The organism is Candidatus Nitronereus thalassa, assembly GCF_032191465.1.
Classification (GTDB): domain Bacteria; phylum Nitrospirota; class Nitrospiria; order Nitrospirales; family UBA8639; genus Nitronereus; species Nitronereus thalassa.
Genome location: NZ_JAQOUE010000002.1, coordinates 286,320 through 309,813, shown reverse-complemented (window position 1 = coordinate 309,813; position 23,494 = coordinate 286,320). Strand labels below are relative to the sequence as shown.

Sequence of the window (23,494 nt, the reverse complement as noted above, 5' to 3'; positions counted from 1 at the left end):
GGGGACACAAGTCTTCTGTGGTGAATTCTCAATCCGTACGTTGTTGTTAGTCCTACCATGTCATTATTCAAATTAACCCTCAAGGAATTACAAGATTCGTTTACCCGTGGCGATGTAAGCGCAAATGAAATCGCACGATCGTATTTCCTTCGATTAAGTGTGGTCGAATCTAAAGTAAAAGCCTATGTGACGGTGAATGACAAAGAGCAAATTCTGACTCAGGCCCAAGCAATCGATGATGAACTCAAATCGTGGCGGAAAACTATGCCACTCATGGCCATGCCCATTGCCATCAAAGACAATATTTGTACTGCGGATTTGCCGACGACCTGTGGGTCAAGAATTTTGGGGCAGTTCCAACCGCCGTATGATGCCTCGGTGATTTCCAAATTCCGTGAACATCGATTTTTTTCGATTGGGAAAACCAATCTCGATGAATTTGGGATGGGTTCCTCCACGGAGCATTCCGCCTTTGGGCCCAGCCGAAATCCTTGGAAGCTCAGTCATGTGCCGGGGGGATCCAGCGGTGGGTCTGCTGCTGCCGTGGCGGCGGATGAATGTGCCGCGGCGCTTGGGACGGATACGGGGGGGTCAATCAGGCAGCCAGCGGCATGTTGCGGGGTCGTGGGGTTCAAGCCCACCTATGGCCGCGTTTCCCGGTATGGATTAATTGCCTTCGCTTCCTCGCTCGATCAGATTGGTCCCATCACCAAAGATGTTTATGATGCAGCCATGATGCTCAATGTGTTGGCTGGACAAGACCCCATGGATTCGACAACGGCCGATGTGCCAGTCTCGGATTTTACTCGAGCGTTTAAGAAAAAAGATGTTAAAAAACTCAAGTTTGGTATCCCGAAAGAGTTTTTCGCAGAAGGGCTTGACTCCGAAGTGGAAGGGGCTGTTCGGCAAGCCATCGAGGAGCTTGAGCAACTCGGAGGAAAAATTCAGGATGTATCGCTACCCCACACCGGAGTGGCGGTGGCGACATACTATATCGTGGCCACGGCTGAGGCCAGTTCCAATTTGGCTCGTTATGATGGTGTCAAATATGGGATTCGTGCCAAGGATAGCCAGGAATTGTTAGAAATGTATCGGAAAACCCGCCAGGAGGGGTTTGGTCCAGAAGTCAAACGCCGCGTGATGCTTGGCACCTATGCGTTGAGTAGCGGATATTATGATGCCTATTATGCCAAGGCTCAGGCCGTGCGAACCCTCATTACGCAAGATTTTGATCGAGTGTTTGACGAAGTTGATTTGCTCGTCACACCAGTGATGCCGACGCCGGCATTCAAGTTGGGAGAGAAAATCGAAGATCCCTTACAAATGTATTTGTCAGATCTGTATACTATCTCAGCCAGCTTGGCCGGAATTCCGGCCATATCAATTCCATGTGGATTCAGCCAGCAGGGGCTTCCAATAGGATTGCAGCTCATGGGCCGTCCTTTTGAAGAGGAAACCGTGTTGCGCGCTGCGCGTGCATACGAACTGGTCACGAATTGGCGAAAAAAACGGCCGGCGATCCGCTAATGAAAGGGTGATGCATGATTGACTTTGCGGCGGTGGTAATTGCTGTAGCCTTTTTGGTGTTGGTGGGGTATCTGGTTCCGACCGTGGTGCAGTTGCGTCGAACAGTCGCCCAGTCCGAACGATTATTGGCACAATTGAATAATGAGTTACCGGGATTGCTAAGAGAGTTGAAAGGCACAAGTGAGAATGTTCATGCAATGACCATTCAAGCGAAGGCTGGCGTGGATAGGGCCTCGGTGCTCATGAATGCTATTGGAGAGGTCGGACAGACCGTACATCAAGTTCATGGAGCGGTGAGAGGGAAGGGCGTTGCGGTGGGGATGAAGCTCGCGCGAGTCTTTTCCGGAATGAGAGCCGCAGCGACAACCATAAAAGACCGGGTTCATAAAGAAGGAGGGTAGAACTATGAGTGGGAATAACGGAGCTTCAGCAGGAAGTGTGGCACTGGCGTTTTTAAGCGGAATTCTTTTGGGCGCCGCCACGGCCTTTTTATTGGCCCCGCAATCTGGACGGGAGTCGCGTGAGGGATTATTGCGAGCTGCTCGTCGGGCGGGAGACGATTTCAAAGATTTTTCAGAAAAAGCCACCCATACCTGGGAAGACGTGGTGGAGAAAAGCCGCGATTTTATGTCCGAAGCCAGTTCCGTGGTGCAGGATGCGGTGGATGCTGGAAAAGAGGCGATGCGGCCTTTACGGAATTCTTCCCGTGATGAACCAAATACGCCACTGTGACCTTTGAAACCGTCATAGGTCTCGAAGTTCATGCCCAACTTCGGACGCAATCTAAACTGTTTTGTGGGTGTGGGACGGAATTTGGCCATCTGCCCAACACTCAAACCTGTCCCGTGTGCCTGGGATTGCCAGGTTCCTTGCCGGTTATCAACAAACGTGCCGTGGAGATGGCCATTCGAACAGGTCTGGCATTGAATTGTTCGATTCGGACCACCAATGTGTTCGCCCGAAAACATTATTTTTACCCTGATCTGCCCAAAGGCTATCAAATCTCCCAATATGAAGAACCCATTTGTGAACATGGGTGGATTGATCTGAATGTGAATGGCGAATCCAAACGAGTTCGGATTTGTCGCGCTCATTTAGAAGAGGACGCCGGGAAAAATATTCATGCGAATGAAGGCGGGCAGAGCTATGTCGATTTGAATCGGACAGGCACGCCATTACTGGAAATCGTGACCGATCCAGATATGCGATCCGCAGATGAAGTGGTGGCCTACTTAAAATCTCTTCGGGATGCCCTGGTCTATCTCGATGTGTGCGATGGGAATATGGAAGAGGGGAATTTACGGTGTGAGCCGAATATTTCACTTCGTCCCGTCGGTTCGGAGACCTTCGGCACAAAAGTCGAACTAAAAAATATCAATTCGTTTAAAAATGTCAAAGATGCCGTGGAATATGAGATTAAGCGGCAGACGAAGGTATTAACCGAAGGTGGAAAGATTCATCAGGAAACACGACTATGGAATATTGATCTCGGCCAAACGGCCGTGATGCGCAGCAAGGAAGAGGCGCATGACTATCGCTATTTTCCCGATCCCGATCTCCTGCCTTTGTCAATTCCCGAGGAGTGGATCGAGGAGCTTCGCGGCACGTTGCAAGAGTTACCTCAAGCCCGCCAGCAACGCTTTATCCAAGAGCATGGCTTACCGGAGTATGACGCAGGAGTGCTGACGAGCTCGCGCGCGTTGGCTGATTATTTTGAATCCTGTGTCCAGCGTTTTGCGGAACCCAAACTCGTCAGTAACTTTATCATGGGCGAATTATTGCGGGAACTGAACCAGGCTGGAATGGCAGTAGAATCCTCTCCGGTTTCCCCGGATCGATTAGTGGAACTCTTACAAATGGTTCATAACGGGACAATCAGTTTAAAAGCCGCCAAGGAAATTTTCCCGGAACTGTACGCTGGCGAAAAATCAGCGACCCAATTGGTTGAGGAAAAAGGTCTGCAGCAGGTTTCCGATGAGGGGGCTTTGGAACACATGATCCAAGAGGTGGTAGACAAGAACCCTGCTCAAGTTGAGCAGTACCGAAGTGGAAAAGACGCCGTGCTAGGATTTTTTGTCGGACAAGTCATGAAAACTTCAAAAGGAAAAGCCAATCCTCAGAAAGTCAACGAACTCCTCAAACGCGCCCTGTCTTCCTAAGATTACTTCTTTATTCCCCTCTGTCTGCACGTTTCCTTGTACAAATTGTCTTGTCAAAAGCCAGAAAATTAGTATGATGGGCCCAGACACCCTTCTTTCCTTGAGGGGATACTTCATTGTTCATTCTCGCCTGACAAGGAAATCCTGAATGAGTGCAATTCAAGATGTGAAAGGTCGTGCCATCCTCGATTCGCGCGGGACCCCGACGGTAGAAGTCGATGTGCAATTGTCCAGTGGTGCATGGGGCAGAGCCGCTGTTCCCTCCGGAGCTTCAACCGGTACCCGTGAAGCCTTAGAATTGCGAGATAAAGATCCCAAAAAATGGTTGGGGAAAGGCGTGACTAAAGCGTTAACGAGTATCTCTAAAACACTGGCCCCCAAGCTAAAGGGGATGAATGCGCTGGACCAGACGGCGGTGGATTCGGCCATGATTGCCTTAGATGGGACCAAAGGCAAATCTCGCCTTGGGGCCAATGCTTTGTTGGGAGTCTCGTTGGCCGTGGCTCGTGCCGCGGCGGCGGAAACCAAGCAATCGTTGTATCGTTATATTGGAGGCGCCAATGCTCGGGAACTTCCGGTCCCGATGATGAATATCATCAATGGAGGTTCCCATGCGGATAATGGGCTAGATCTTCAAGAATTTATGATTATGCCGGTGGGTGCGTCACGGTTTAGTGACGCCCTGCGCATGGGCACGGAAATATTTCACCATTTGAAGGCCGTCTTAAAGGCCAAAGGTTTGAGCACTGCCGTGGGAGATGAAGGCGGATTTGCTCCTGCGTTGAAATCAAACGAAGATGCCCTAGCGGTGATTACCGACGCGATTCGAAAGGCAGGCTACAAACCTGGTCAGGACGTGGTATTGGCACTGGATGCGGCGGCTAGTGAGTTCTATGGAAAAAAGGGCTATGTGTTGCAGGCCGAAGGTGGTGTGGCGAAGTCAGCCTTACAGATGACCGAATTCTACGAGGGGCTTGTGAACCGGTATCCTATTGTTTCGATTGAGGATGGACTGAACGAAGACGACTGGAAGGGATGGAAGCAATTAACCGATCGGCTGGGTAATCGTGTGCAATTGGTCGGGGATGATTTGTTTGTGACTAATGTAGAATACCTGGCCAAGGGGATTCGAGAAAAATCCGGAACGGCCATTCTGATTAAAGTCAATCAAATCGGCACCCTTACTGAAACCCTTGAAACCGTAGAGATGGCGAAGCGGGCGGGGTACGGTGTGATCATTTCCCATCGATCGGGCGAGACCGAAGATACGACGATTGCGGACTTGGCCGTGGCGCTCAATGCGGGACAAATCAAAACCGGGTCGTTATCCCGAACCGATCGGCTCGCAAAATATAATCAACTGTTGCGAATCGAAGAAGAATTGGGAAAGGCCGCGCAATATCGGGGGCGGCAAGCGATTCAAACGAGGAGCGGAAGCTGTTGATTCGAGCGAATTGTAAACGGGTGGCCAATACCCCGCAGAAAATACCCATTCCCAGAGCCTGGCAACGGCCTTTGGCTTTGGCGGTGGGTATTGCCCTGCTGGCCATGTGGTTACTTGAAGGGGCGGAGGTTACGCAGTCTTTACGAATGGCGGATGAATTGGAGCGAATGAACCAAGAGATTGCCCAACTCCAACAAGCCAATGCGTCGCTCGAGCAGGAAATTCATCTTGTCCAGCATGATCGGTTTACGCTTGAGAAACTGGCAAGGGAACGTTTAGGGTATGTGAAGGAAGGTGAGGTGGTATATCAATTGGTGGAGGCACAGTAACTGGCTCATGCGTATGCACATTGTGGATGGGTCGAGAGTCCACCTGACTGCGGGAAGGAGCAATCGATGAGTACTTGATCAAAGATTGATACGATTATTCCTTCCCCTTGTGTCGTTCCTTCACGAAGATTTTCCCCTGTTACGATCTATGAAATTTGGAACCATGGCTATTGTGGGCTGTCCGAATGTCGGAAAGTCCACCCTCGTGAACACGCTGGTCAATCAAAAGATTGCCATCGTGTCGGATAAACCCCAGACCACGCGATCGCGTATACTGGGCGTGGCCCATTTCCCTGAAGGGCAATTAGCATTGTTGGATACGCCGGGATTGCATCGGCCATTGCACCGGTTGAATAAGCGTATGGTCCGTGCGGCTTTAGATACGATTGAAGAGGCGGATGTGTTGGCCGTCATGGTAGATGGCAGAAAGATGCCAGGTGCGGGCGATCGGGCTGTCATTGATCAAGTATTTTCGATGAATAAAGGGGCAGAGGAGCTGCCAGTGTTTTTGTTGGTGAATAAAATCGATGTAATCACCAAACCCAAGGTCCTTCCCGTGATGGATGCGTACCAGTCGTTGGGAAAATGGACGGAAATAATTCCGTTGTCTGCGAAGACAGGGATAAATTTGGATCGTTTGCGGGCACTGGCCTTTGCTCGATTTCCCGATCAAGGGGGAGCCTACGACGAGGATTTTGTCACCGATCAGTCCCTGCGACGATTGGCGGCAGAGACCGTTCGAGAAAAAGTTCTCGAACAAACCAAAGCGGAATTGCCCTATGCTGTGGCCGTGCGCATTGATGAATTTGTGGAGAAGGGGAAGCTGTATTCGATTTCGGCATCCATTATGGTTGAACGATCTGGGCAAAAAGCGATTATCATTGGAAGAGGTGGGTCTCGACTTAAAGAAATTGGTACTGCGGCACGACTAGATCTTGAACGTGAAATGGGAGTGAAGGTCTTTCTCGATCTGCATGTGAAGGTTAAGGAAAACTGGCGAGATAATGAAAGTTTACTGATCGATTTAGGGTATTGAACTTACGATGATGGACCCTGCCCACATCACAGAATCCTCGGTTAGCGATAGCGCCAAGTCTGAGGTTTTGCCAACGGAACACGGTCAACAACGCAAGTTTGACGTGGTCCTTCTCTCCGTTCGTCGGTTGCTCAAACGAGGAGCCATTGCCAACCTGACAAATTTGATAAATCGATTGCATCCGGCAGATATCGCCAGGGTCATCGTGCATTTGGATACGCCGCAGGAACGCCAAACCATTTTTGAGCTGGTCAAGGGTATTGCCGAGCAAGGGCAGGTGGTCAGTGAGCTGAGTAAGGAAATGATTCCGCAAATCCTCGCAGATCAGCATCCTGCCGAAATTGCCTGGATGTTGCGCTCGGTACCCGCCGACGACGTGGCCTACATTTTAGGGGTGCTCCCCGAGGAGCGCGCGCAAGAAATTTTGACCTTGATGAAGGCCGAGGAATCGCAAGAAGTGGTCAACTTGATGGCCTATCCCAAGGGAACGGCGGGCAGCATCATGACCACGGAGTTTCTTGCCCTCCCCGAAGAAACGACGGCTCAAGAAGCGATCCAGCGTTTGCAACAGGCCACCAAAGCGGAGACGGTGTTTTATATCTATGCGACCGATGCAGAGGGAAGGTTGACTGGGGTTGTATCGTTACGAGAACTGCTGGTTGTGGCCCCCACAGCCCCGTTAAAAAGCATGCTCATGCGGGACGTGCTCAGCGTGACCGTCGATACGGACCAAGAAGAAGTGGCGCGACAGGTGGCCAACTATAACCTGTTAGCCATTCCTGTGTTGGCGGAGGGTGGACGATTGGTGGGCATTATTACTGTTGACGATATTGTGGACGTCATACGGGAAGAAGATACCAAAGATATGTTAAAAATGGCGGGCGCGGCTGAGGAAGATGCGGAAATGCATACGACCAGTATGCAAGCCGTTGGCCATCGTCTGCCTTGGTTGTTTACAAACTTGGTAGGAAGTTTGGCGTCCGGAGCCATTCTCTGGTGGTTTCGGTTCACCATTCAAGAAGTGGTGGCCATCGTGACGTTTATTCCGGTAATTGCTGCGATGAGTGGAAATTTAGGGCTGCAATCGTCAACGCTCATCATTCGTGGATTGGCCACGGGGCGCGTCGAGTTGAGTGATCTGTGGAAAGTCGTGTTTCGTGAATTACGCATTGGATTGTTTCTTGGTTTAATTTGTGGAACCTTGCTGTTGATAACAGGGTGGGTGTGGCAAGGAAGCGGATTCCTCGGCCTCGTGGTTGGGGCTTCCATCCTGCTGACGTTTCTGATTTCCGCAAGCCTCGCCACCGTAACGCCGTTGTTGTTGAAAAAGTGTACAATCGATCCTGCCGTGGCAGCAGGCCCGTTTATTACGACGGCTATGGACATCACGGGTGTGACCATTTATCTTGGGCTCGCAACAATCATGGTTGAGTATATCCGGTAATAGGATGTTCCAAATGTCTACCAATGGCGTTCTCTGGCTTTGCCGAAGCGGCTTGAGCAGACCTTTGGTCGGCCTTGCTGGACGAACCATTTTCAACATCCTGTAATTTTCCTTATGGCCCATATCACCACCGACGCCATAGCGCTCAAAAGTATCCGATGGGGAGAAGCCGATCGCATCGTAACCTTCTTTTCCTATAAGTTGGGAAAGGTGCGAGGAATTGCGCGCGAGGCGCGGAAGATGAAAAATCGCTTTGGCGGCGCGCTTGAACCCTTTACCTCCGTGAACCTCACGTTATTCGACCGTCGGCATGATAATTTAGCCACCGTCAGCGCTATTCATATTATGGAAGATCTTTCGGGATTGCGCGAAGATTTAGCGCGAATTTCGGCAGCCTCGCGCATGGTCTCCTTGGTGGATGCTATCACGGCGGATCGAGATCCCAGTCACCAATTGTTTCACACGCTTCGCGAGGGTTTGCGATCTTTGCTAGAGCAGGAAGATCTTTCTCTGACCACGCTCATTTTTCAGATTCATGTGCTCTCACATGCCGGGTTTCGTCCGCAGGTCGATCATTGCGCTTCGTGTGGCAAGGATTTTGGGACACGGGCACCACGGTTTTCACCCTCCGCGGGTGGCCTGGTGTGTCAGGGGTGCGATCAAGCCAGTTGGGATTATTGCTTGGAGATGTCCCCGGGCAGTGTGGCCTTCGTGCAGCAAGCGCGTCGCACGAAGTTTTCCGTCGCCTTGCGCCTTAAAGCCGAAGGTTCTATGCGACGAGAGTTGGAAGATATTATTGATACCTACGCCCGAGCCGTGGTCGGCAAACGGTTACCTGCCATCGACTTCTTGGCTGCCGAACCGTTGCCGGTGTATGGCAAAGTAAATGAAAATTTTGTTGTGGAAAGAGCGTAAAGACAATGAGTGATGACACAATCCAACCCAAAGATATGAATTGGATCGAAAAGGGAGTCTTCGGCATCGAATGGAGTGATGGGCATAAGGGCGTGTATCCCGTTCGCTATTTACGACTGCATTGTCCCTGTGCGGCCTGTACGGATGAATGGACGGGTGAACTGAAACTCAAAGACGAAGACGTCCCATTGCTCATGATGCTCAAGGACATTGAACCTGTGGGACATTATGCGCTGCGGTTTATCTGGAGTGATGGACATGATACGGGACTCTACACCTTCGGCAATCTTCGCAAAATGTGCCAATGCGATATTTGTGTGCCGAATAAAGAGCCAGAGGCGAAAAAGAAATTGTCCTCCCGCCGTTTGATGTAATCATACCTTCCTTCCTCCCCTTTGTAAGGGGAGGGTAGGTGGGGTAGAGTCTTCCTCCTATCAAAATCTTCCAAAGTATTCATTCAAACTCAAAGTAAAATTTTTTAAAAGCGGGGTTTCGTCCCTGCAGGCGAGGTCCTTTTGTTTCGGCAAAAGGACCCAAAACCATTTCCGCCTGTGCGCGGCCCTACGGGTTCCTTCGCCTTCGTATCGAATTATATGGCTGCGCAACTCGCTTCGCTCAGACAATGCTCGCCAGAAAGTCGAATTCGATACTACGGCTCCGCCGCGCCCAATGCGGGGAGTAAAGAGATCTTAACTTCTAATCCCCCTTTCCATTCATTTTATATTTCCAATTAACTCGCAAGTTCTTGAATAGCAACATTGTAGTCTGAAATGGCCTGAAGCCTTTCCCTTAATTCATTATCAAAGGCGCAATCATCAAGGTTTTTCTCAACCTCTTTTTTACTTCCATATTCTCTGAATTGTAAAGTAATTAGTCGTAGAATGGCTTCTCTAACATAATTAGCCAAAGTATAAATTACAGCAGTAGTTAATGGTGGCCTTCCTCCATGGACGAGGGTAGATCGTTTGGAGTAGCAATCTTTGATAAATTGAAAAATTTCCTTTCGTTCGTTTGGTGTCTTGCCTAGAAGGGTAGCAGTTCGTTGGGATATTCGAAATCCCAGCTCCATTCTGTCACCAGGGGAAAACAAGGCTTCCAAGGAAATAGTAAGGTCGATAAGCTGATCCTCTAATTTATTTCTTCTTACGTGCCCTTCATAAAAGTCTCCAGCAAGTTCAGTTGCTTTTCTCAGTGTCGAAGATGTATCAGCCAATAGATGTTGTATTTTTTGATAGGCTATTGAGTACTTCTTGAAGGTATCAAGATCTTCAAGTCGGAGGTAGTATGGACTTGCTTGTTGGTCTTGCCTCGGCAACCCTCTGATGGAAATTCCGAATCTTCTTTTTTGGTTAACCCAATCTGGCCTGTACCAGATAGCTCCATAATCCAGATCAACGGTTCCATGTCTCAGATAAATAAGGGTCTGCACTATTTCCCAAGCTAGTTTCCAAGAATCCTCAAAACTTTTTCCTTCACCTTCTGGACCTTTGTTCACATTCTTTAAAAAGCAATTGCCGGTCGAAGAATTATGAAGAAAACTTATGGGGGGTTGTTCCCCAATAAGCTGAGGAATTTCATGGTCTGCAAGTTTAATAAGTTCCATGTTCATCGTTTGAATCCGCACTGGCGAAATATCGAGTTGGAGATTATAGAGGTGGATATAATGTTCCTCTTGGTATTCCTGCTCAAAGAGTTTTGCTGTCAGCCATCCTATTGCCGCTTTTTTCCCACCCTCATTCCAAGACATGGTCATCTGATTAAGTGCCGAGTCTTTTAATACCTCAATAGCTTTAGCCATTCCCTTGGCATTAAGGCAGCAAGCCTTCAAATGGGGTTCTTGGTTTAATATTTGATCCAATAAGGATCGAATATTTAACTGCTTATATTGCGAAGAACTTAGAAAGAAATCTCTTAATTGTTTGAGCGGATCGTTCAACTTGTCAGGCGGGGTTTCTTCTAGTGAAATAGCTAGGGTTAATGGAGCTTGTCCAAAATGCCCCCACTTTTGGCGAACTTCAAGTACAAGATACTCATTTGCTTCCACAATTTTTCCCAGGATTTCTGCGCAATCTGTTTTGGGTCTTAATGTATCCATATCAACCTCTATTTTAATAAAAAAAGGAGGTAGTTCTTCTCTAGACTCTATCTTCTATACCGTGGCCCCGTGGTGTGGTGTTCGTAGTCGGTGAAGAGGCGTTTGGTTTCGGGGTGGATGGTGAAGCCCTTGCCGTGGGTGATGTCTTTGGTGCGGAACAAAGGCGAGAGTTTGCCTGAGGGATCGAGGTAGGCGGCGCGAAGAGGGACGGATCGATTGCGATGGTGAATGAGGTGACAGGGTGTCGATCGGATAGAGGTAATCCAGGCAGCGATTTCATCGGGGTTGCCGATAGAGGCGGAGAGTAACAAAAGCCGTGCTTGGGATGGGCAAAAGATGATCGTTTCTTCCCAGACGACTCCGCGTTCGGGATCGGCGATAAACTGCGACTCGTCCAAGATGACCAAGCCTAGGGTGTCGATTCGCAAATCGATTTCTCCACTAGCGGCATCGTACAGCAAGTTGCGAAGGATCTCGGTGGTCATGATGAGGATGGGAGCTTGCGGATTGTCGCGACGATCACCGGTAAGAATGCCGACCTGATCTGCCCCAAAAATATGGGAGAACTCTGTGAGCTTGGTATTCGATAAGGCTTTGAGCGGTGAGGTGTAAATTACGGTTCGGTCTGCTTCAATAGCCCGTCGCATGGCTTCGACCGCCACATAGGTTTTCCCACTGCCGGTCGGTACGCTGACAATGACATCGTTGGCGGCTAATTGTTCTATGGCTTCTTCTTGCCAAGGGTCGGGTTTGAACTCTTTTTTCGTTGGCACACCAATGCCTTCCAGTAGTGCTTCCGTGGTAACAGCTGTTTCAAGCGCATGTTCAGATATGTGGTGTTTGGGTGGAGCGGGCGGATTGGGTTTTGGAGGTGAGACATTGGGTGTTGATCGTACTGGGCGTGTTCTGGGTGGCCGAGGTTGAGCGGCTTCTTGAGTCAACCCTTCCACCTCTACCGTAAGTTTGGTCCGCTGGTTGGGGGGAAGGTCGAGCAACGTTTGGATAATTCGATGTTTGCCCATCCGGAAATAGCGTGGGATTCGCCCTTTCGCTAATCGGTGCAATAACCTGACTGGCAATGCGTAGAGTTGTCGTAAGAGTTCGTCGTTGGTCATGTGGTGTGTTCGCTGCTTTCTACGGTAATTCCTCTAATACATCCCGCCGCATGAGGTTCATGGCTTGGTCGGCGATTTCGGCAAGGCTCGGATGCGTAGCTTTGAGGCTATGCACTTGCGAAAGATATTCCAACGTGCGGGCCAGAATGCGATAAATATCTCCTTCGGCCATGGAGGTCATGCGGATCAAGTTGCTCCATGGCAGGTGGGGTTCCCCCACCCAAATCTCTGCAATAGCGGCAATGTCGGAACGCAGCAGGGGAGGATCTTCGTATGCTGCCAGAGAATGTGCCACGGTTCGTACTTGTTTCAAAACCGTACCGAGTCCCGTGCTTCGTCGTGGAAAGGATCCTGGCCTGTCGTCGTCATGGGCAATGCTCGCCAGCACCCCGGTTAAGAGAGCGGGCTCGATTCCATTGAAGGCATCCATGCGAATCAGTTCGGTGAGCAGCAATGAGTGATTGATACGAATGAAACGCGCCCATTCGCCATCGGCGGTGAGTTGGCAGCTTGCGGTGAGGTAGCCAAACTTTTGCAAGATTTCGATGTGCTGTTGAAAGCTGTGCCAGAGTTCCGTGCGAAGGGTATGAATGGTTTTCGTGAGTCGTTGCTCTTCTTGTCGCAGGCGTATGGCTTGTGGATGATCCTTCCGACAGGCCTGTCGTGAAGGGCAGGCTGGACAGGGAAATTCATCGCTCAAGGTTTCGGTGAGAATTGGATTGTCGGTGGCGTCATCCTCCACCCGAATGGGCAATGGGCGCAGCCGGCTTGGCAGATCGTCGATTGCTTCGATGGCATGTTCCAAGCTGGCAGTTGTGCACCATGGAAAGGCGCGAGTTTCGGCAATGTCAATGACTTGATCAAACACTTCCGTGACCGACCCTGCGGGATATTCGACGAGCCGTCCACGGCTGCGGATGACAGTGAGCATGGCATGGGCCTGGCCCTTGCTCCGATATTGCCGAAGTACAATGGCTTTTTCCTTGGAGAGTCCCACGACCCGTCCTGGTGTCAAAAAGGCTAGGCGCGCATTCACTTCAGGGGTTTCGTAGGGAACCTTGATGTGCCGATGCGATCGACGTCGTTTGGCGAGTTCAAATGATTGCCATTGAGAAATCCAATCCGCGCATTCGCGTTGACCAAAATCTGTAAGCTGTTGCTCTATGCCATCGAGTTTCGTTTCGAAGGTATTGGCTCGTTGGTTGAGCTGAAACTGCGCAAAACTTTTTTCTAAAATCGGTTGGATGTGATCGATGGTGTGGGCTTTGAGTAAATTCAAGACCATGGGATAGGAAATCACGAATTGACTGTCGATGGGTTCAGGATTTCCGGTGAGTCCCTTGGCCAAGTGTCCGATGTCGATATAGGGCGAGGGCGTGATGACGACAAATCCAACGAAATCTTTTCCTCGCCGACCTCCGCGCCCCGCGAGTTGTTGAATCTCACTCACGGTCAGGTCCATGAAGTCGCGAGCTTTGCGCACACTTGATTGGGTCACCACAACGGTGCGTGCAGGGAAATCTACTCCCGCTGCCAGGGTGGTGGTCGCAAACACGGCATCGAGGCATCCCTTTCGCATGAGTTCCTCGATGGCAATTTTCCAAGAAGGCAGGTGTCCAGCGTGATGAGCCGCCACTCCGTACTGTTCCACGATGGGAATAAATGGGTGTTGGGCAATGCTCGGGTATTCGGTGATGATCGGAGCTAAGGCTTGTTGAATGGCCGCCGTTCGTTTTGGGGGGAGAGGGACGTGGCGGTGTTCGAAGCTATCGATGGCTTCATCACAGGCTCGGCGTGAGGTAAAAAAGACAATAGCTGGGGTAAGGTGTTTAAAACGGAGAACCTGGATGAGATCAACTGGGTGTATGGCTGGCGGCATGAATCGAAGAAAATATTAACAAGATCTGGTGGGAAGTACAAAGATCGTTTGTAATGAGATCAATACTACTAAAACGGGATAATGAGTTGAGTTAAATTTTAAGATAAAATTATTAGGGTTATTTCCCTAGTAAAGTTTCCCAGTCTTACGACCGATAAGACACCCCAACGGGGAGAGATTTTCAAAATGGAAGTTGTAGTCAGGGCCCACAAAGAAGCTACAGTCGTGGACCTTCATGGTCGGTTGGATTCAGCTGCTCGATGGAACTTCAAAGCCATCATGAAGCAATGTTGTTTAACGGAACACGACCATCTCGTCATCAATCTCCAATCGCTTTCCTTTATTGATAGTGCGGGACTAGGTTTTTTAGTGCTTGCCTACGTGCAGTTTACCGGGCTTCAACGAAAAATGAGTTGGGTGCAGCCTCGGGGGCATGTCAAAGCCTTATTGGACAATCTCAATATTCCTTCCCTGGTTCCCATCTACGCCACCGAGCAAGAAGCCTTTGAATCGGCGGTGGCCTAACCATCTTCAGTTGTCTACAATCCTAATGCCGTTTGGTTAGATTTTCCTGTAACCCCCAAGGTCTCTTCTCCTACGCTTCCACTAAATGAGCAGGGAAGCGAGGCGATTTCCCGATTTGCCGAAGTGTGGAGAGCACGCGTTCCGGGTGTCCCCAATCACTCCACAACACGTCTTTGACTTCAATGACTGCAATGCGTTCCGGGATTTTCTGAAGGAGGTCGAATGAAAAATTTCGTTTCGGCATGTGCTGATAGATGAGGTCAAGAACATGACCTTCCTGAGATGTGCCAATGGCCCGACTCAATTTATCGAACAGCGGCATTAATTCCGGCACACAACGCCATCCCAATTCCCACAAGGTGCTGGCTCGACAGGTGACGACGAAGGTATTCCACAGGGCGCCTGAGTGTTGGGCCGCGAGGGCCTCCGCATAGTTGGGTTTCTCCACAAATGTCTCAACGGCTCGGATCAAATGGCCTTCAACGTGGCCGAGCTCATGTCCCGGTTGGATCCATCCATATTGTAATTCGGTTTGATCTGGGGCAATGCCGAGTAACACGAGCCGTTCGGGAAATCGTTGGGCTGTCCAGGTGGCATGTTGGACGGCCTCGACAAACGGCGCTTCTGGAAAAATGAAATGATCCGAAGGGTAAATTGAAACAATAGCATGAGGGGAACGCGTTCGGATGTAGGTGAGCGGAAGAAAAATACCAGCTGCGGTATCTCGGTTTTCAGGCTGAATTAGGACGGTGCCGGAAGCCCGATGGCCGAATTGCGGGAGCGCATATTCGCCATGGGAGCGGGCAATGACGGTGACGGTATGATCAGGAAACGAAACTTGTTGTGCCCGATCCAGTGTATGTTGGAACATGGTGCGTGTTCCAACAAAGGCACAGTACTGTTTTGGTAAAGCTTGGCCCAACCATTGTTGGACCATGGGGGTGAGGCGTTTTCCTTCACCTCCCGCGAGAATAATAGACCATACTTGTCCGTTTCTGCTGACAGCGGTTGCCATGCTGTGACCCTCCTTGGTCGTTCGTGAAACTTCGTGACGGTCCTAACATCAGAGTTGAGGTTCCAGTCCAAGAAGGATCAAGACGGCATTGATTCGAAATCATCGAGTTCCTCCTGAACTAACAATCCATGAATGATGAGTAAGAATAAGGACGATCAGCATAGAAACGTACAGGGCACAGTATGAAAAAATAGTGTAAGGATTTTAAGAAATCGGATGATCTTGAAATGCCTAAATTTTGTCAAGATAAAAATCCTGAGGTAAAGGTACGTACGAAGATCTTTTGAAGGGTTTATAACTGTTTGACCTCAATCTGTAGGGTTTGGCTTTATCAATTGACCCATATTTTGTAGAACAAGGAAATTTTGAAAAATTGGCAAAACTGTCCATTCAGGAGGAAGTTTGTCGAATGTGAAAGTACTATTTCGTTGAATGGATGTTTCCTCTGGAGAGTGGTTGCTTTTGACCGTTGGAGATCTGGAATTACCGGTTCGGTTAACTGACCTGTGTTTGACAGGTTTTTGAAACCAGTGATAGCGTCTTTTCTTGAGACACTCATTTGTCGGCTTGTATGATTTTCCGCTCCTGGTTAACCTTACCCATTTAATTTCTCCACGGGTTTTTTAACTCACCACTTACCTTCCATAAGTATGAATCTTTTGTCAGGATACTCTTTCCATATTCGTTCGTCGTGTGCGTCGGGAGCTGCGAGCCGATGATGCCTTCGACTCCCGTGTTTCTTATCTTGTGCGGGGTTGGGTTGTGCTCATTTATGAGTTACAACCTCGTGCGCATGCCCGCCTTAGCGCCGTTTGCAGAATCTTTAGGCGCGGGGCCTGTGGCCGTAGGGTTTATAGTCGCGGCCTCGACGTTAACTGGGGTCTTCCTCAAGCTCCCGATGGGGGCGCTGTCAGATGTGGTGAGTCGGCGTCGCCTGATGTTGGTGGGAGTGTTAGCCTTTGCCCTTCCACCGTTTGCCTATCCCTTAGTGCCGGACCTCGAAACGTTGGCGGTGTTGCGGGTGATTCATGGTTTGGCGACTGCCGTGTTTACTCCTCTGGTGCTGGCTTCAGTGGCGTCGATGTACCCGATGACGCGTGGGGCCGCGTTGGGGTGGTATACGTCTGCGGCGCAGGGTGGCGCGTTATTGGGACCGATGCTCGGGGGATGGCTGGTCGATACCGCGGGGTTTACTCAGGCTTTTCTTGCGGGTGGTGGATTCGGTCTGGTTGCGCTCGCCCTTTTTGTGATTATTTTATTTTTGTATCCAGAAGAAACACCGATGACTCAAAAAGATACTCGCGAAGTGTGGGCCGATTTGCAGCGGGGTTTGTCCACGGTGATCGGTCATTCGCAAATGCTGATGACCAGTTTGGCAGAAGCCGCTAAAATGATGGCGAGTGGGACGCTCATGGCATTCTTGCCTTTGTACGCGCTTTCCATTGGTTTAAGTTTGACGGACAGTGGATTATTATTTGGCATTCAAGGCTTGACGTCATTTTTATCGAAACCGGTGATGGGGCGAGTTTCGGATCAGGTCGGACGACGCCCACTCATTACCTTGGGTCTTGTCATTTGTGGGGTCACGATCATGAGCCTGCCCTACGTGACGGAATTTCTACCCCTCCTCGGTCTCGCGGCGGGGTTTGGCTTTGGCGAGGCAGTGATCACCTCATCTTCTGCTGCGTTTATCGCCGACCTCGCGGCACCGGAGAATATTGGCGCGGGTATGGGATTGCGTGGGACGATTATGGATATGGGGCATGCCGGTGGGCCGGTCCTGGCGGGTGTGCTTGTGGCGACAATCAGTTATACTGGTGCCTTCACGGTGTTGGGGGGGCTTCAGTTTGTGGCTGCCTGGGGGTTTTGGCTCATGACCTACCGGTCTTCCGCAGTGCAGCCAGTATGACCTGGCTTTTGGGGGAAAGAAAGGATTGGGCGAGATGGAAGAGGCAATGACCTCCGGTGATGTGGTAATTGGGGTACTCGCGGCTTGTGGCGTGGTCGTGTTGATTGCGGTGTTTTTTTGGGTCGTGAAGATGGTCTTTGTGGATAAAAATAAAAAGGAACATCGGGATGTTTAGCGGGATTGTTGAAGAAATGGGAGTGGTCAAATCTTTCGACCGCAACTTGAGTGGGGCTCGGCTAGCCATTTTTGCTGAGACGATATTAGAAGGTCTGAAACTTGGAGAAAGTGTGAGTGTCTCAGGGGTGTGTTTAACCGCAGCTGATGTGAACGACCGAGATTTTGTGGTCGATGTTTCGACTGAGACGTTGAACGTGACGAATATTGGAAGTTTAACAGCGGGGGCACCCGTCAATCTCGAACGGGCCATGAAGTTGAATGACCGAATCGGCGGGCATCTGGTTTCTGGGCATGTTGAAGGGATTGGCATTCTGCGAGAACGCCAACCAGAGGGTAATGCGACGCTGCTGATGTTTGAAGCCCCGGACAATATTCTGCGCTACTGTATTCCAAAAGGATCAATCACTATTGATGGCGTGAGCCTGACGATTAACCAGGTTACGGAAAAGTCAGTGTCTGTGGCGATTATTCCTCATACGGCCAAGGTGACGACGCTTGGCATCAAACAACCTGGCGAATCTGTAAATTTAGAAGCGGATTTAATTGGAAAGTATGTAGAGCGGTTGATGCAAAATGCCGGACAACTCCCGCAAAAACCAACGACGATCATTGACCGGGAATATTTGGAAAAACGGGGGCTGCTCTAATTGTGGAGAATGCCTGTCTTTCATCCTTCCTCGGTAGACTGTTCATATCCTAATCTAAAATGAAACTTTCTGTTCCAGTACGCGCCTTACTCTTTGCCATGTTTGTGGCCGTCGCCATTCCTCTGACCCTTTGGCTAATCGTGCAATTCTATGAATGGAGTTGTGCCACCTGGGTGACCTGTGAGCCCATGGTGAAGAAACGCTAAAAATAAACTCTCTTCTGCCTATCGCCTGATTCGAAAGTCTTCAGCCTGCCTTTGATAGGAAATCTTTATTCGTCGGTTTTTTTGCTCATTACCTAAGAAGGCACAATCTTAGACCTGGTTGTTGCTTGTAGTGTTCCAAAAAAAATTGCTCTGGCTTAAACACCCAAAAGCAATGTTGTTATAAGCATTTGTCAGGTATCCGAAGAATGAGGGGATGTCGGGTGCGCATCGATAATGGTAGAATCAGCCTTATCTGAGAAGAGGTGGATTCTGCAATGGTTCTTGCGTAACAAGCCTTGTTTGGGCAAAGAGAAACCTCCCATGAATAAGAAACTATTACAATCGATGAGTCTTTGCCTGCTGGTGACGGCGGTGGTTTGGGGGATTACCAGCCGGGAGGGCATGGTGTATGCCGCGGCATCTGAAATGAATATTGAAGTGATACAGGATCACCTGACCATGCACGTGCATGATGCGCTTTTGGTGGAAGTGGTAGAGCGAGTCACACAAATCTTATTGCTCACCAGCCATGTGGATCCGGATCTTGAAAAGATGCTTGTGACCTTGACCCTGAAGGATGTTCCTTTTCGTGAAGGTTTGGCTAAACTGCTTGCCAATACAAATTATGTGCTGACCGATCGCGACCTCTATGTGTGGGCGCGGGGTGAGTCTCCAAAAAGTGGGCAGTGGCGAGAACGAAAGCAAGAGACGCCTCCGCAAGAACTAGAAGAACAGCCGGAAATTTCTGGGGAAGATCTTCGATATCAGGCTCTTCATGGTAAGGATCCGGAGGCAAGGGCCACGGCATTAGAATTACTGAGTAACGAGAATGAAGAAATCGCCATATCGACCCTTGCAGATGCTTTGAACGATCAAAGCCCAGAGGTGCGCGAATTGGCTTTGGAATTGTTAGGGGAAACCGAAGGCCCTCTTCCCATCGATCAAATTGCGAAAATGGTGACCGACGATCCCAATCCCGAACGGCGTATGGAAGCCATTGTGGTGCTGGCCTCCCGCGACGAAGAAGCCGCCAAAACCATCTTGCAAAATGCCTTGCATGACTCTGATCCCGAAGTGGTCGAGTTGGCTAAAAGTATTTTGCAGGAGGTGGACTCCAATGCTGAAGATGAGGACCTTCGATAGAACCTCCTCTGGCGTCTGACCACAAACACTCAAAATTTCTTTTTTTCAATGTGTAAATTTTCACGAACGTTGAAGCTCCCCTGCTGGGGGGCAGGGCATTTCCTGTTGGAAAGGTGAATAATGGCGAAAGAATGTAGGTTGCGTGATTTGGAACCGACGGGGGTGAAATGCACTGAATGTCGAAAAGGAACACTTGATCCAGCACGTGGACGTTTTGGTCCAATTTATCGATGCACAACCAAAGGGTGCAATTTCTACGTTGAAACGTGTCCGACAGGGAAGAAGTGCCAATATGTTCGAAATGGAAATAAATGTGGCGCCCTCATGGTGAAGGGCACAAAAACCATCCCCAATCGGTGCAGTGATAAATCCTGCCCAAACAGAAATCCACACAAGATCGTAAAATAGAAAATTAGTCGCGTCCTGGTTTTGCACGCTTAACCTTGGCGTATGCTGTTAACGTGTATTATTAGATAGGCGTTCTCCGGCATGATTGTTTCGGCAAAAGTGCTTAAAACCATGGGTTTCCGTGCGCAGCCCCATGGGCTCCCTCCGCTCAACCCTGAATATAATGGCTTAGGAACTTGCGGAGTTTATCCTGAGTCTTTCCTCTAGCGTTAGACGATTCAGCCCTTTCTGATCTTTTGGAAGTAAGGTAAGCTGATAATCCATGAAGCATTCTTCCGTGGAAAAACTCATTCAGATCGGCTACCGCTATGTGACCAGGTCCAAGGGGCGGTTTTATCTTTATCTAGCCGTGTTCTGTAGCCTGCTGGTAATCCTGGATGCCGGGTCTACCCAATTGGTCAGCGGGATGAAGTTGAAAACTTTCGATGTCATCATGAAAAATCGTCTGCTCTTTCACCAGGCTGATTCGAACATTGTGATTATTGATATCGACGAAGGAAGCCTGGCCGCCATGGCGACGGACTATGGGCGATGGCCTTGGCCACGCCAGGTGTTCGCGGAATTTCTGGAAATCCTTCAGGAACAAGAACCTGAGGCTGTGGTGTTTGATATTTTGTTCAGCGATCCGGATATCTACAACCCGGACTCAGATGCATATTTCAATGAGGTGGTGGGAATGTGGCCCAACACTTTTTTCCCCATGCTGCGATTGGCTCCACAGAATGATGATGCCAGCCAAGTTACTCCTGGGATGATACCTGGTATGGGCACTATCCCAGGTCAATCGCAGTTAGACAAAGGTATGGCCGTGGTCTTGCCTTCCTTTTCGGGGATTTTGGCCAGCGGCAGAATCGGTACAAACAATGTCTATCCTGATCGGGACGGTATTGTTCGGCAGTATCCCATTTTCCGAAATCACCATGGGTGGCGCATTCCGTCGTTGCCGGCGAAGATTGGCGATACGCAGGGATGGACATTACCCCAAAAACAGGATGTCTTTTTAAATTGGCGCGGGAAACCTGGAGCCTTTCAATCCGTTCGTTTCAGCGAAGTATTCCAGGACTTCTTGCGTCGTGACCGCCAGCGGCCTTCTAACGAATTTACCAGCAAGATTGTCATCATTGGATCTACGGCTTCAGCCCTGTTTGATACGAAACCGACACCTATGGCACGCATTCATCCTGGCGTGGAAATCCTGGCGACCGCCATCGATAATCTGAAAAACGGGGATTGGATCACGCAGGTGAAAAATCCCTGGATGTTTACTTTATTGGCTCTGGGTCTTATTTGGGGAACGGCCTTTGCGTTTATGACGGGCGTGAACCGGAAGTGGATTGATGGCATTTTTGCGAGTTCGCAAGCTGGTTTGATTGGGGTCACCTTTGCCAGTCTGAACTTTTCCACGTTTTATGTGGATCTGACGGCGCCTATCACCACCGGGTTGATTTATTTTTCCCTTGCACGGGTGTATGCCTATGCCGAAGCCACACTCATGGAGAAATATGTCTGGCTCAATGTCGAAGAAGGTGTTGACGGATGGCAGCATGCTGAAATCATGGTGCTCCATGTCGAGGATTTACCGGAAGCTTCAGAATCCCACTTTCTCACTGCTTTTAAGCGCGATCTGAATAATCGAAAGCCTGGATTCACAGTCGAGGCGTTTCCCCGCAAGCCCGCGGGAATCGGCAGAGCCTATCATGACATGTTCTTGATATACTATGTGGAGAGTGCCGTGAAGAATGGTCAATGGGTGCCCAGGACCGATGGGAACACCACGCGTGCGTTGGTTCAGGAAGAGGCCCAAGCACTTTGTGCAAAGGAGCATCGTGTTTGGCGCATTGGCTTTTGTCAGGGGGCTTTGCCCTATGGCCAGGAAAAGGGACGGATTCAAGCATGGCAACACCTGGTGATGAAGAGCATGCTCGATTTGAGAGAACAGGAAACGCGGCAGGTCTCCTGAATGAAACGGGAGTCTACCTCGTGTGGTTGCTGCGAAAGGCGAAGTAAGTTGATTAGAGTGGTAAGGAGGTATCGAACGATGAGGTGGCTGTTAGGGTTCCTATTGTTCATGTGTGTAGGGTATTCCATTTCCGCTTTGGCGGCTGAAAGTGGTGTGGCTGTGAGAAGCTGTAAGGTGCTGAATGAACCGTTTGCCGATGCTCGAGAGATTGCATCCTTGAAGGCTGGGGATTCGGTCGACATCGGAAGGAGAAAGGGTGGATGGTTGCAGGTCACCGCCAAGGGGAAAACGGGGTGGGTGCGAATGCTGTTTGTCCGTCGTGGCGCATCCGCTGGAAAAACTTCGGCCGTCACTGAAGCCTCTGGCGTCTTGGGATTGGCCACTGGCCGATCTGGGAAAGGCAATGTGGTGGCTGCCACCGGTGTCCGTGGCTTAAGCGAAGAAGAGTTGAAGGGCGCCACGTATAATGCCCAAGAATTCTCCAAACTCAAAACGTATGCCACATCGGTTCAGGAGTCCCAATCGTTTGCCAAAGAAGGTGGGCTGCAATCACTGCGGGTGGAACTTCTCGAAAATTCTGCTGGAAAGTAATAGTAGAAAGGGATATGCAATGCGATCAATTGCCATAGGTATCGGACTTCTCATCATGGCCATCACAGTAAATTTTTCCTACGCCTTCGACTTTGGCGAGGTGCTCAAGAAACTCGACAAAAAGGAAGATCTATCCACAATTCTCAAAAAGGAAAAGTCGCCTCCATCCTCTCAGGATCAGAAAGCGAAAAATCCACCATCGCTTACTGATGTGGCAGGGTTGCTCAAGGGGACATCTGTAGAAGAGGAAATTGCCATCGGACAGGAAATCGCCGGGAGGCTTCTTGGCGCTGCCCCACTCGTGCCTGATGAATCTCTCCAGCGGTACGTCAATAAAGTAGGCATGTGGGTGGCGCTTCAGAGTGGACGGAACGATTTGCCGTGGTCGTTCGGGGTGTTGGAGAGTGAGGACATTAATGCGTTTGCGGCGCCCGGTGGATTCATTTTTCTTACCAAAGGGCTCTACAGGAAATTGAACAACGAAGCCGAATTGGCAGGCGTGCTTGGACATGAAATTGGCCACGTGATTAAACAGCACCATTTGACCGTGCTCAAGAAAAGCAAAGCCCTTGATCTAGGAAGTCGTCTGTTATCCAGCAAGCTTGGCCGTGTCGGGAACAAGACCGGGGATGAAGCCATTCAACATTTAATCGGAAACGGTGCGGAAATCATGGCGCGGGGCTTGGATAAGGATGCCGAATACGAGGCTGACCGAATCGGTGTTGTGTTAGCAACACGAGCCGGGTATGACTCCTACGGATTGCCTGTCGTGTTACAAGAAATTGGGCATGTGAGTGCCAAGGATAGTAGTGTTTCCCTCTTGTTCAAGACGCATCCACAACCCGACGCACGCCTGTCCAAATTGGGCGATGCCATGGGGAGCTTTGATCGCTTTCCGGACGGTAAAACGCTATCTACTCGGTTTTATGTGTTGAGTGAGTAGTATGCCATTCCCTAAATACGAATGAGG

Annotated in this window: 23 protein-coding genes; 19 read left to right on the top strand and 4 right to left on the bottom strand. The window is 49.9% G+C overall.

Going from position 1 to position 23,494, the window contains the following annotated elements:
* The first annotated feature begins 57 nt into the window (after nt 1–57).
* From gatA to PPG34_RS16710, 10 genes are all read left to right on the top strand, one after another.
* Nucleotides 58–1,527 carry an Asp-tRNA(Asn)/Glu-tRNA(Gln) amidotransferase subunit GatA gene (gatA, locus tag PPG34_RS16755; protein ID WP_313834589.1) on the top strand — a complete coding sequence of 490 codons (1,470 nt, stop codon included), beginning with the start codon at nt 58–60 and terminating at the stop codon, nt 1,525–1,527.
* A 14-nt stretch (nt 1,528–1,541) separates the two neighbouring features.
* Nucleotides 1,542–1,928: a DUF948 domain-containing protein gene (locus PPG34_RS16750; protein ID WP_313834588.1), complete on the top strand. Its 387-nt coding sequence runs from the start codon at nt 1,542–1,544 to the stop codon at nt 1,926–1,928.
* A 4-nt stretch (nt 1,929–1,932) separates the two neighbouring features.
* Entirely contained in the window at nt 1,933–2,259 is a 327-nt protein-coding gene (locus PPG34_RS16745; RefSeq protein ID WP_313834587.1) for a YtxH domain-containing protein, read from the top strand.
* Nucleotides 2,256–3,686, top strand: coding sequence for an Asp-tRNA(Asn)/Glu-tRNA(Gln) amidotransferase subunit GatB (gene gatB, locus PPG34_RS16740; protein ID WP_313834586.1), 1,431 nt, complete (start codon nt 2,256–2,258; stop codon nt 3,684–3,686). Before PPG34_RS16745 ends, gatB begins: the two co-directional genes overlap by 4 nt.
* Nucleotides 3,687–3,834: 148 nt before the next feature.
* Nucleotides 3,835–5,130: a phosphopyruvate hydratase gene (gene eno / locus PPG34_RS16735; protein WP_313834585.1), complete on the top strand. Its 1,296-nt coding sequence runs from the start codon at nt 3,835–3,837 to the stop codon at nt 5,128–5,130.
* A complete protein-coding gene (locus PPG34_RS16730) occupies nt 5,127–5,459 on the top strand; it encodes an FtsB family cell division protein (protein WP_313834584.1) in 333 nt (110 codons plus the stop codon). Before eno ends, PPG34_RS16730 begins: the two co-directional genes overlap by 4 nt.
* Before the next feature lie 148 nt (nt 5,460–5,607).
* A complete protein-coding gene (gene era / locus PPG34_RS16725; protein ID WP_313834583.1) occupies nt 5,608–6,495 on the top strand; it encodes a GTPase Era in 888 nt (295 codons plus the stop codon).
* 7 nt (nt 6,496–6,502) lie between these two features.
* Complete coding sequence (gene mgtE / locus PPG34_RS16720; RefSeq protein WP_313834582.1) at nt 6,503–7,939, top strand: magnesium transporter; 1,437 nt, start codon at nt 6,503–6,505, stop codon at nt 7,937–7,939.
* 39 nt (nt 7,940–7,978) lie between these two features.
* A complete protein-coding gene (recO, locus tag PPG34_RS16715; RefSeq protein ID WP_313834581.1) occupies nt 7,979–8,854 on the top strand; it encodes a DNA repair protein RecO in 876 nt (291 codons plus the stop codon).
* A 5-nt stretch (nt 8,855–8,859) separates the two neighbouring features.
* Nucleotides 8,860–9,228, top strand: coding sequence for a gamma-butyrobetaine hydroxylase family protein (locus tag PPG34_RS16710; RefSeq protein ID WP_313834580.1), 369 nt, complete (start codon nt 8,860–8,862; stop codon nt 9,226–9,228).
* Nucleotides 9,229–9,584: 356 nt separating this feature from the next.
* Here the strand turns inward: PPG34_RS16710 and PPG34_RS16705 are convergent, their stop codons facing one another.
* Genes PPG34_RS16705 through PPG34_RS16695 form a run of 3 tightly spaced genes read right to left on the bottom strand, consistent with a single transcriptional unit; the run spans nt 9,585 to nt 13,943 of the window.
* Nucleotides 9,585–10,949, bottom strand: coding sequence for a HEPN domain-containing protein (locus PPG34_RS16705; RefSeq protein WP_313834579.1), 1,365 nt, complete (start codon nt 10,947–10,949; stop codon nt 9,585–9,587).
* 47 nt (nt 10,950–10,996) lie between these two features.
* Nucleotides 10,997–12,064 carry a DEAD/DEAH box helicase gene (locus PPG34_RS16700; RefSeq protein WP_313834578.1) on the bottom strand — a complete coding sequence of 356 codons (1,068 nt, stop codon included), beginning with the start codon at nt 12,062–12,064 and terminating at the stop codon, nt 10,997–10,999.
* 19 nt (nt 12,065–12,083) lie between these two features.
* Entirely contained in the window at nt 12,084–13,943 is a 1,860-nt protein-coding gene (locus tag PPG34_RS16695; RefSeq protein ID WP_313834577.1) for a DEAD/DEAH box helicase, read from the bottom strand.
* A gap of 186 nt (nt 13,944–14,129) precedes the next feature.
* On the opposite strand from PPG34_RS16695, the gene PPG34_RS16690 reads away from it, so the two are divergent.
* Entirely contained in the window at nt 14,130–14,468 is a 339-nt protein-coding gene (locus PPG34_RS16690) for an STAS domain-containing protein (RefSeq protein ID WP_313834576.1), read from the top strand.
* Between the two features lie 70 nt (nt 14,469–14,538).
* On the opposite strand, the gene PPG34_RS16685 is transcribed toward PPG34_RS16690, so the two are convergent.
* Nucleotides 14,539–15,483, bottom strand: a complete 945-nt coding sequence (locus PPG34_RS16685; RefSeq protein WP_313834575.1) for a sugar phosphate nucleotidyltransferase — start codon at nt 15,481–15,483, stop codon at nt 14,539–14,541.
* 715 nt (nt 15,484–16,198) lie between these two features.
* On the opposite strand from PPG34_RS16685, the gene PPG34_RS16680 reads away from it, so the two are divergent.
* The 8 genes from PPG34_RS16680 to PPG34_RS16645 all read left to right on the top strand — a co-directional run bounded on the left by PPG34_RS16680 (nt 16,199) and on the right by PPG34_RS16645 (nt 23,467).
* Nucleotides 16,199–17,392 (top strand): MFS transporter, encoded by a 1,194-nt coding sequence (locus PPG34_RS16680; RefSeq protein WP_313834574.1) that lies wholly within the window; start codon nt 16,199–16,201, stop codon nt 17,390–17,392.
* A 34-nt stretch (nt 17,393–17,426) separates the two neighbouring features.
* On the top strand, nt 17,427–17,567 hold the full coding sequence (locus PPG34_RS16675) for a hypothetical protein (RefSeq protein ID WP_313834573.1): 141 nt from the start codon (nt 17,427–17,429) through the stop codon (nt 17,565–17,567).
* Nucleotides 17,560–18,216, top strand: a complete 657-nt coding sequence (locus PPG34_RS16670; protein ID WP_313834572.1) for a riboflavin synthase — start codon at nt 17,560–17,562, stop codon at nt 18,214–18,216. Before PPG34_RS16675 ends, PPG34_RS16670 begins: the two co-directional genes overlap by 8 nt.
* 59 nt (nt 18,217–18,275) lie before the next feature.
* Nucleotides 18,276–18,422, top strand: coding sequence for a hypothetical protein (locus tag PPG34_RS16665; RefSeq protein ID WP_313834571.1), 147 nt, complete (start codon nt 18,276–18,278; stop codon nt 18,420–18,422).
* Between the two features lie 321 nt (nt 18,423–18,743).
* The gene (locus PPG34_RS16660) at nt 18,744–19,565 is read left to right on the top strand and encodes a HEAT repeat domain-containing protein (RefSeq protein WP_313834570.1); all 822 of its coding nucleotides are present in this window, start codon (nt 18,744–18,746) and stop codon (nt 19,563–19,565) included.
* A 670-nt stretch (nt 19,566–20,235) separates the two neighbouring features.
* On the top strand, nt 20,236–21,933 hold the full coding sequence (locus PPG34_RS16655) for a CHASE2 domain-containing protein (RefSeq protein WP_313834569.1): 1,698 nt from the start codon (nt 20,236–20,238) through the stop codon (nt 21,931–21,933).
* Between the two features lie 78 nt (nt 21,934–22,011).
* A complete protein-coding gene (locus PPG34_RS16650; RefSeq protein WP_313834568.1) occupies nt 22,012–22,524 on the top strand; it encodes an SH3 domain-containing protein in 513 nt (170 codons plus the stop codon).
* Nucleotides 22,525–22,543: 19 nt separating this feature from the next.
* Nucleotides 22,544–23,467 carry a M48 family metalloprotease gene (locus PPG34_RS16645; RefSeq protein WP_313834567.1) on the top strand — a complete coding sequence of 308 codons (924 nt, stop codon included), beginning with the start codon at nt 22,544–22,546 and terminating at the stop codon, nt 23,465–23,467.
* Nucleotides 23,468–23,494 lie beyond the last annotated feature (27 nt).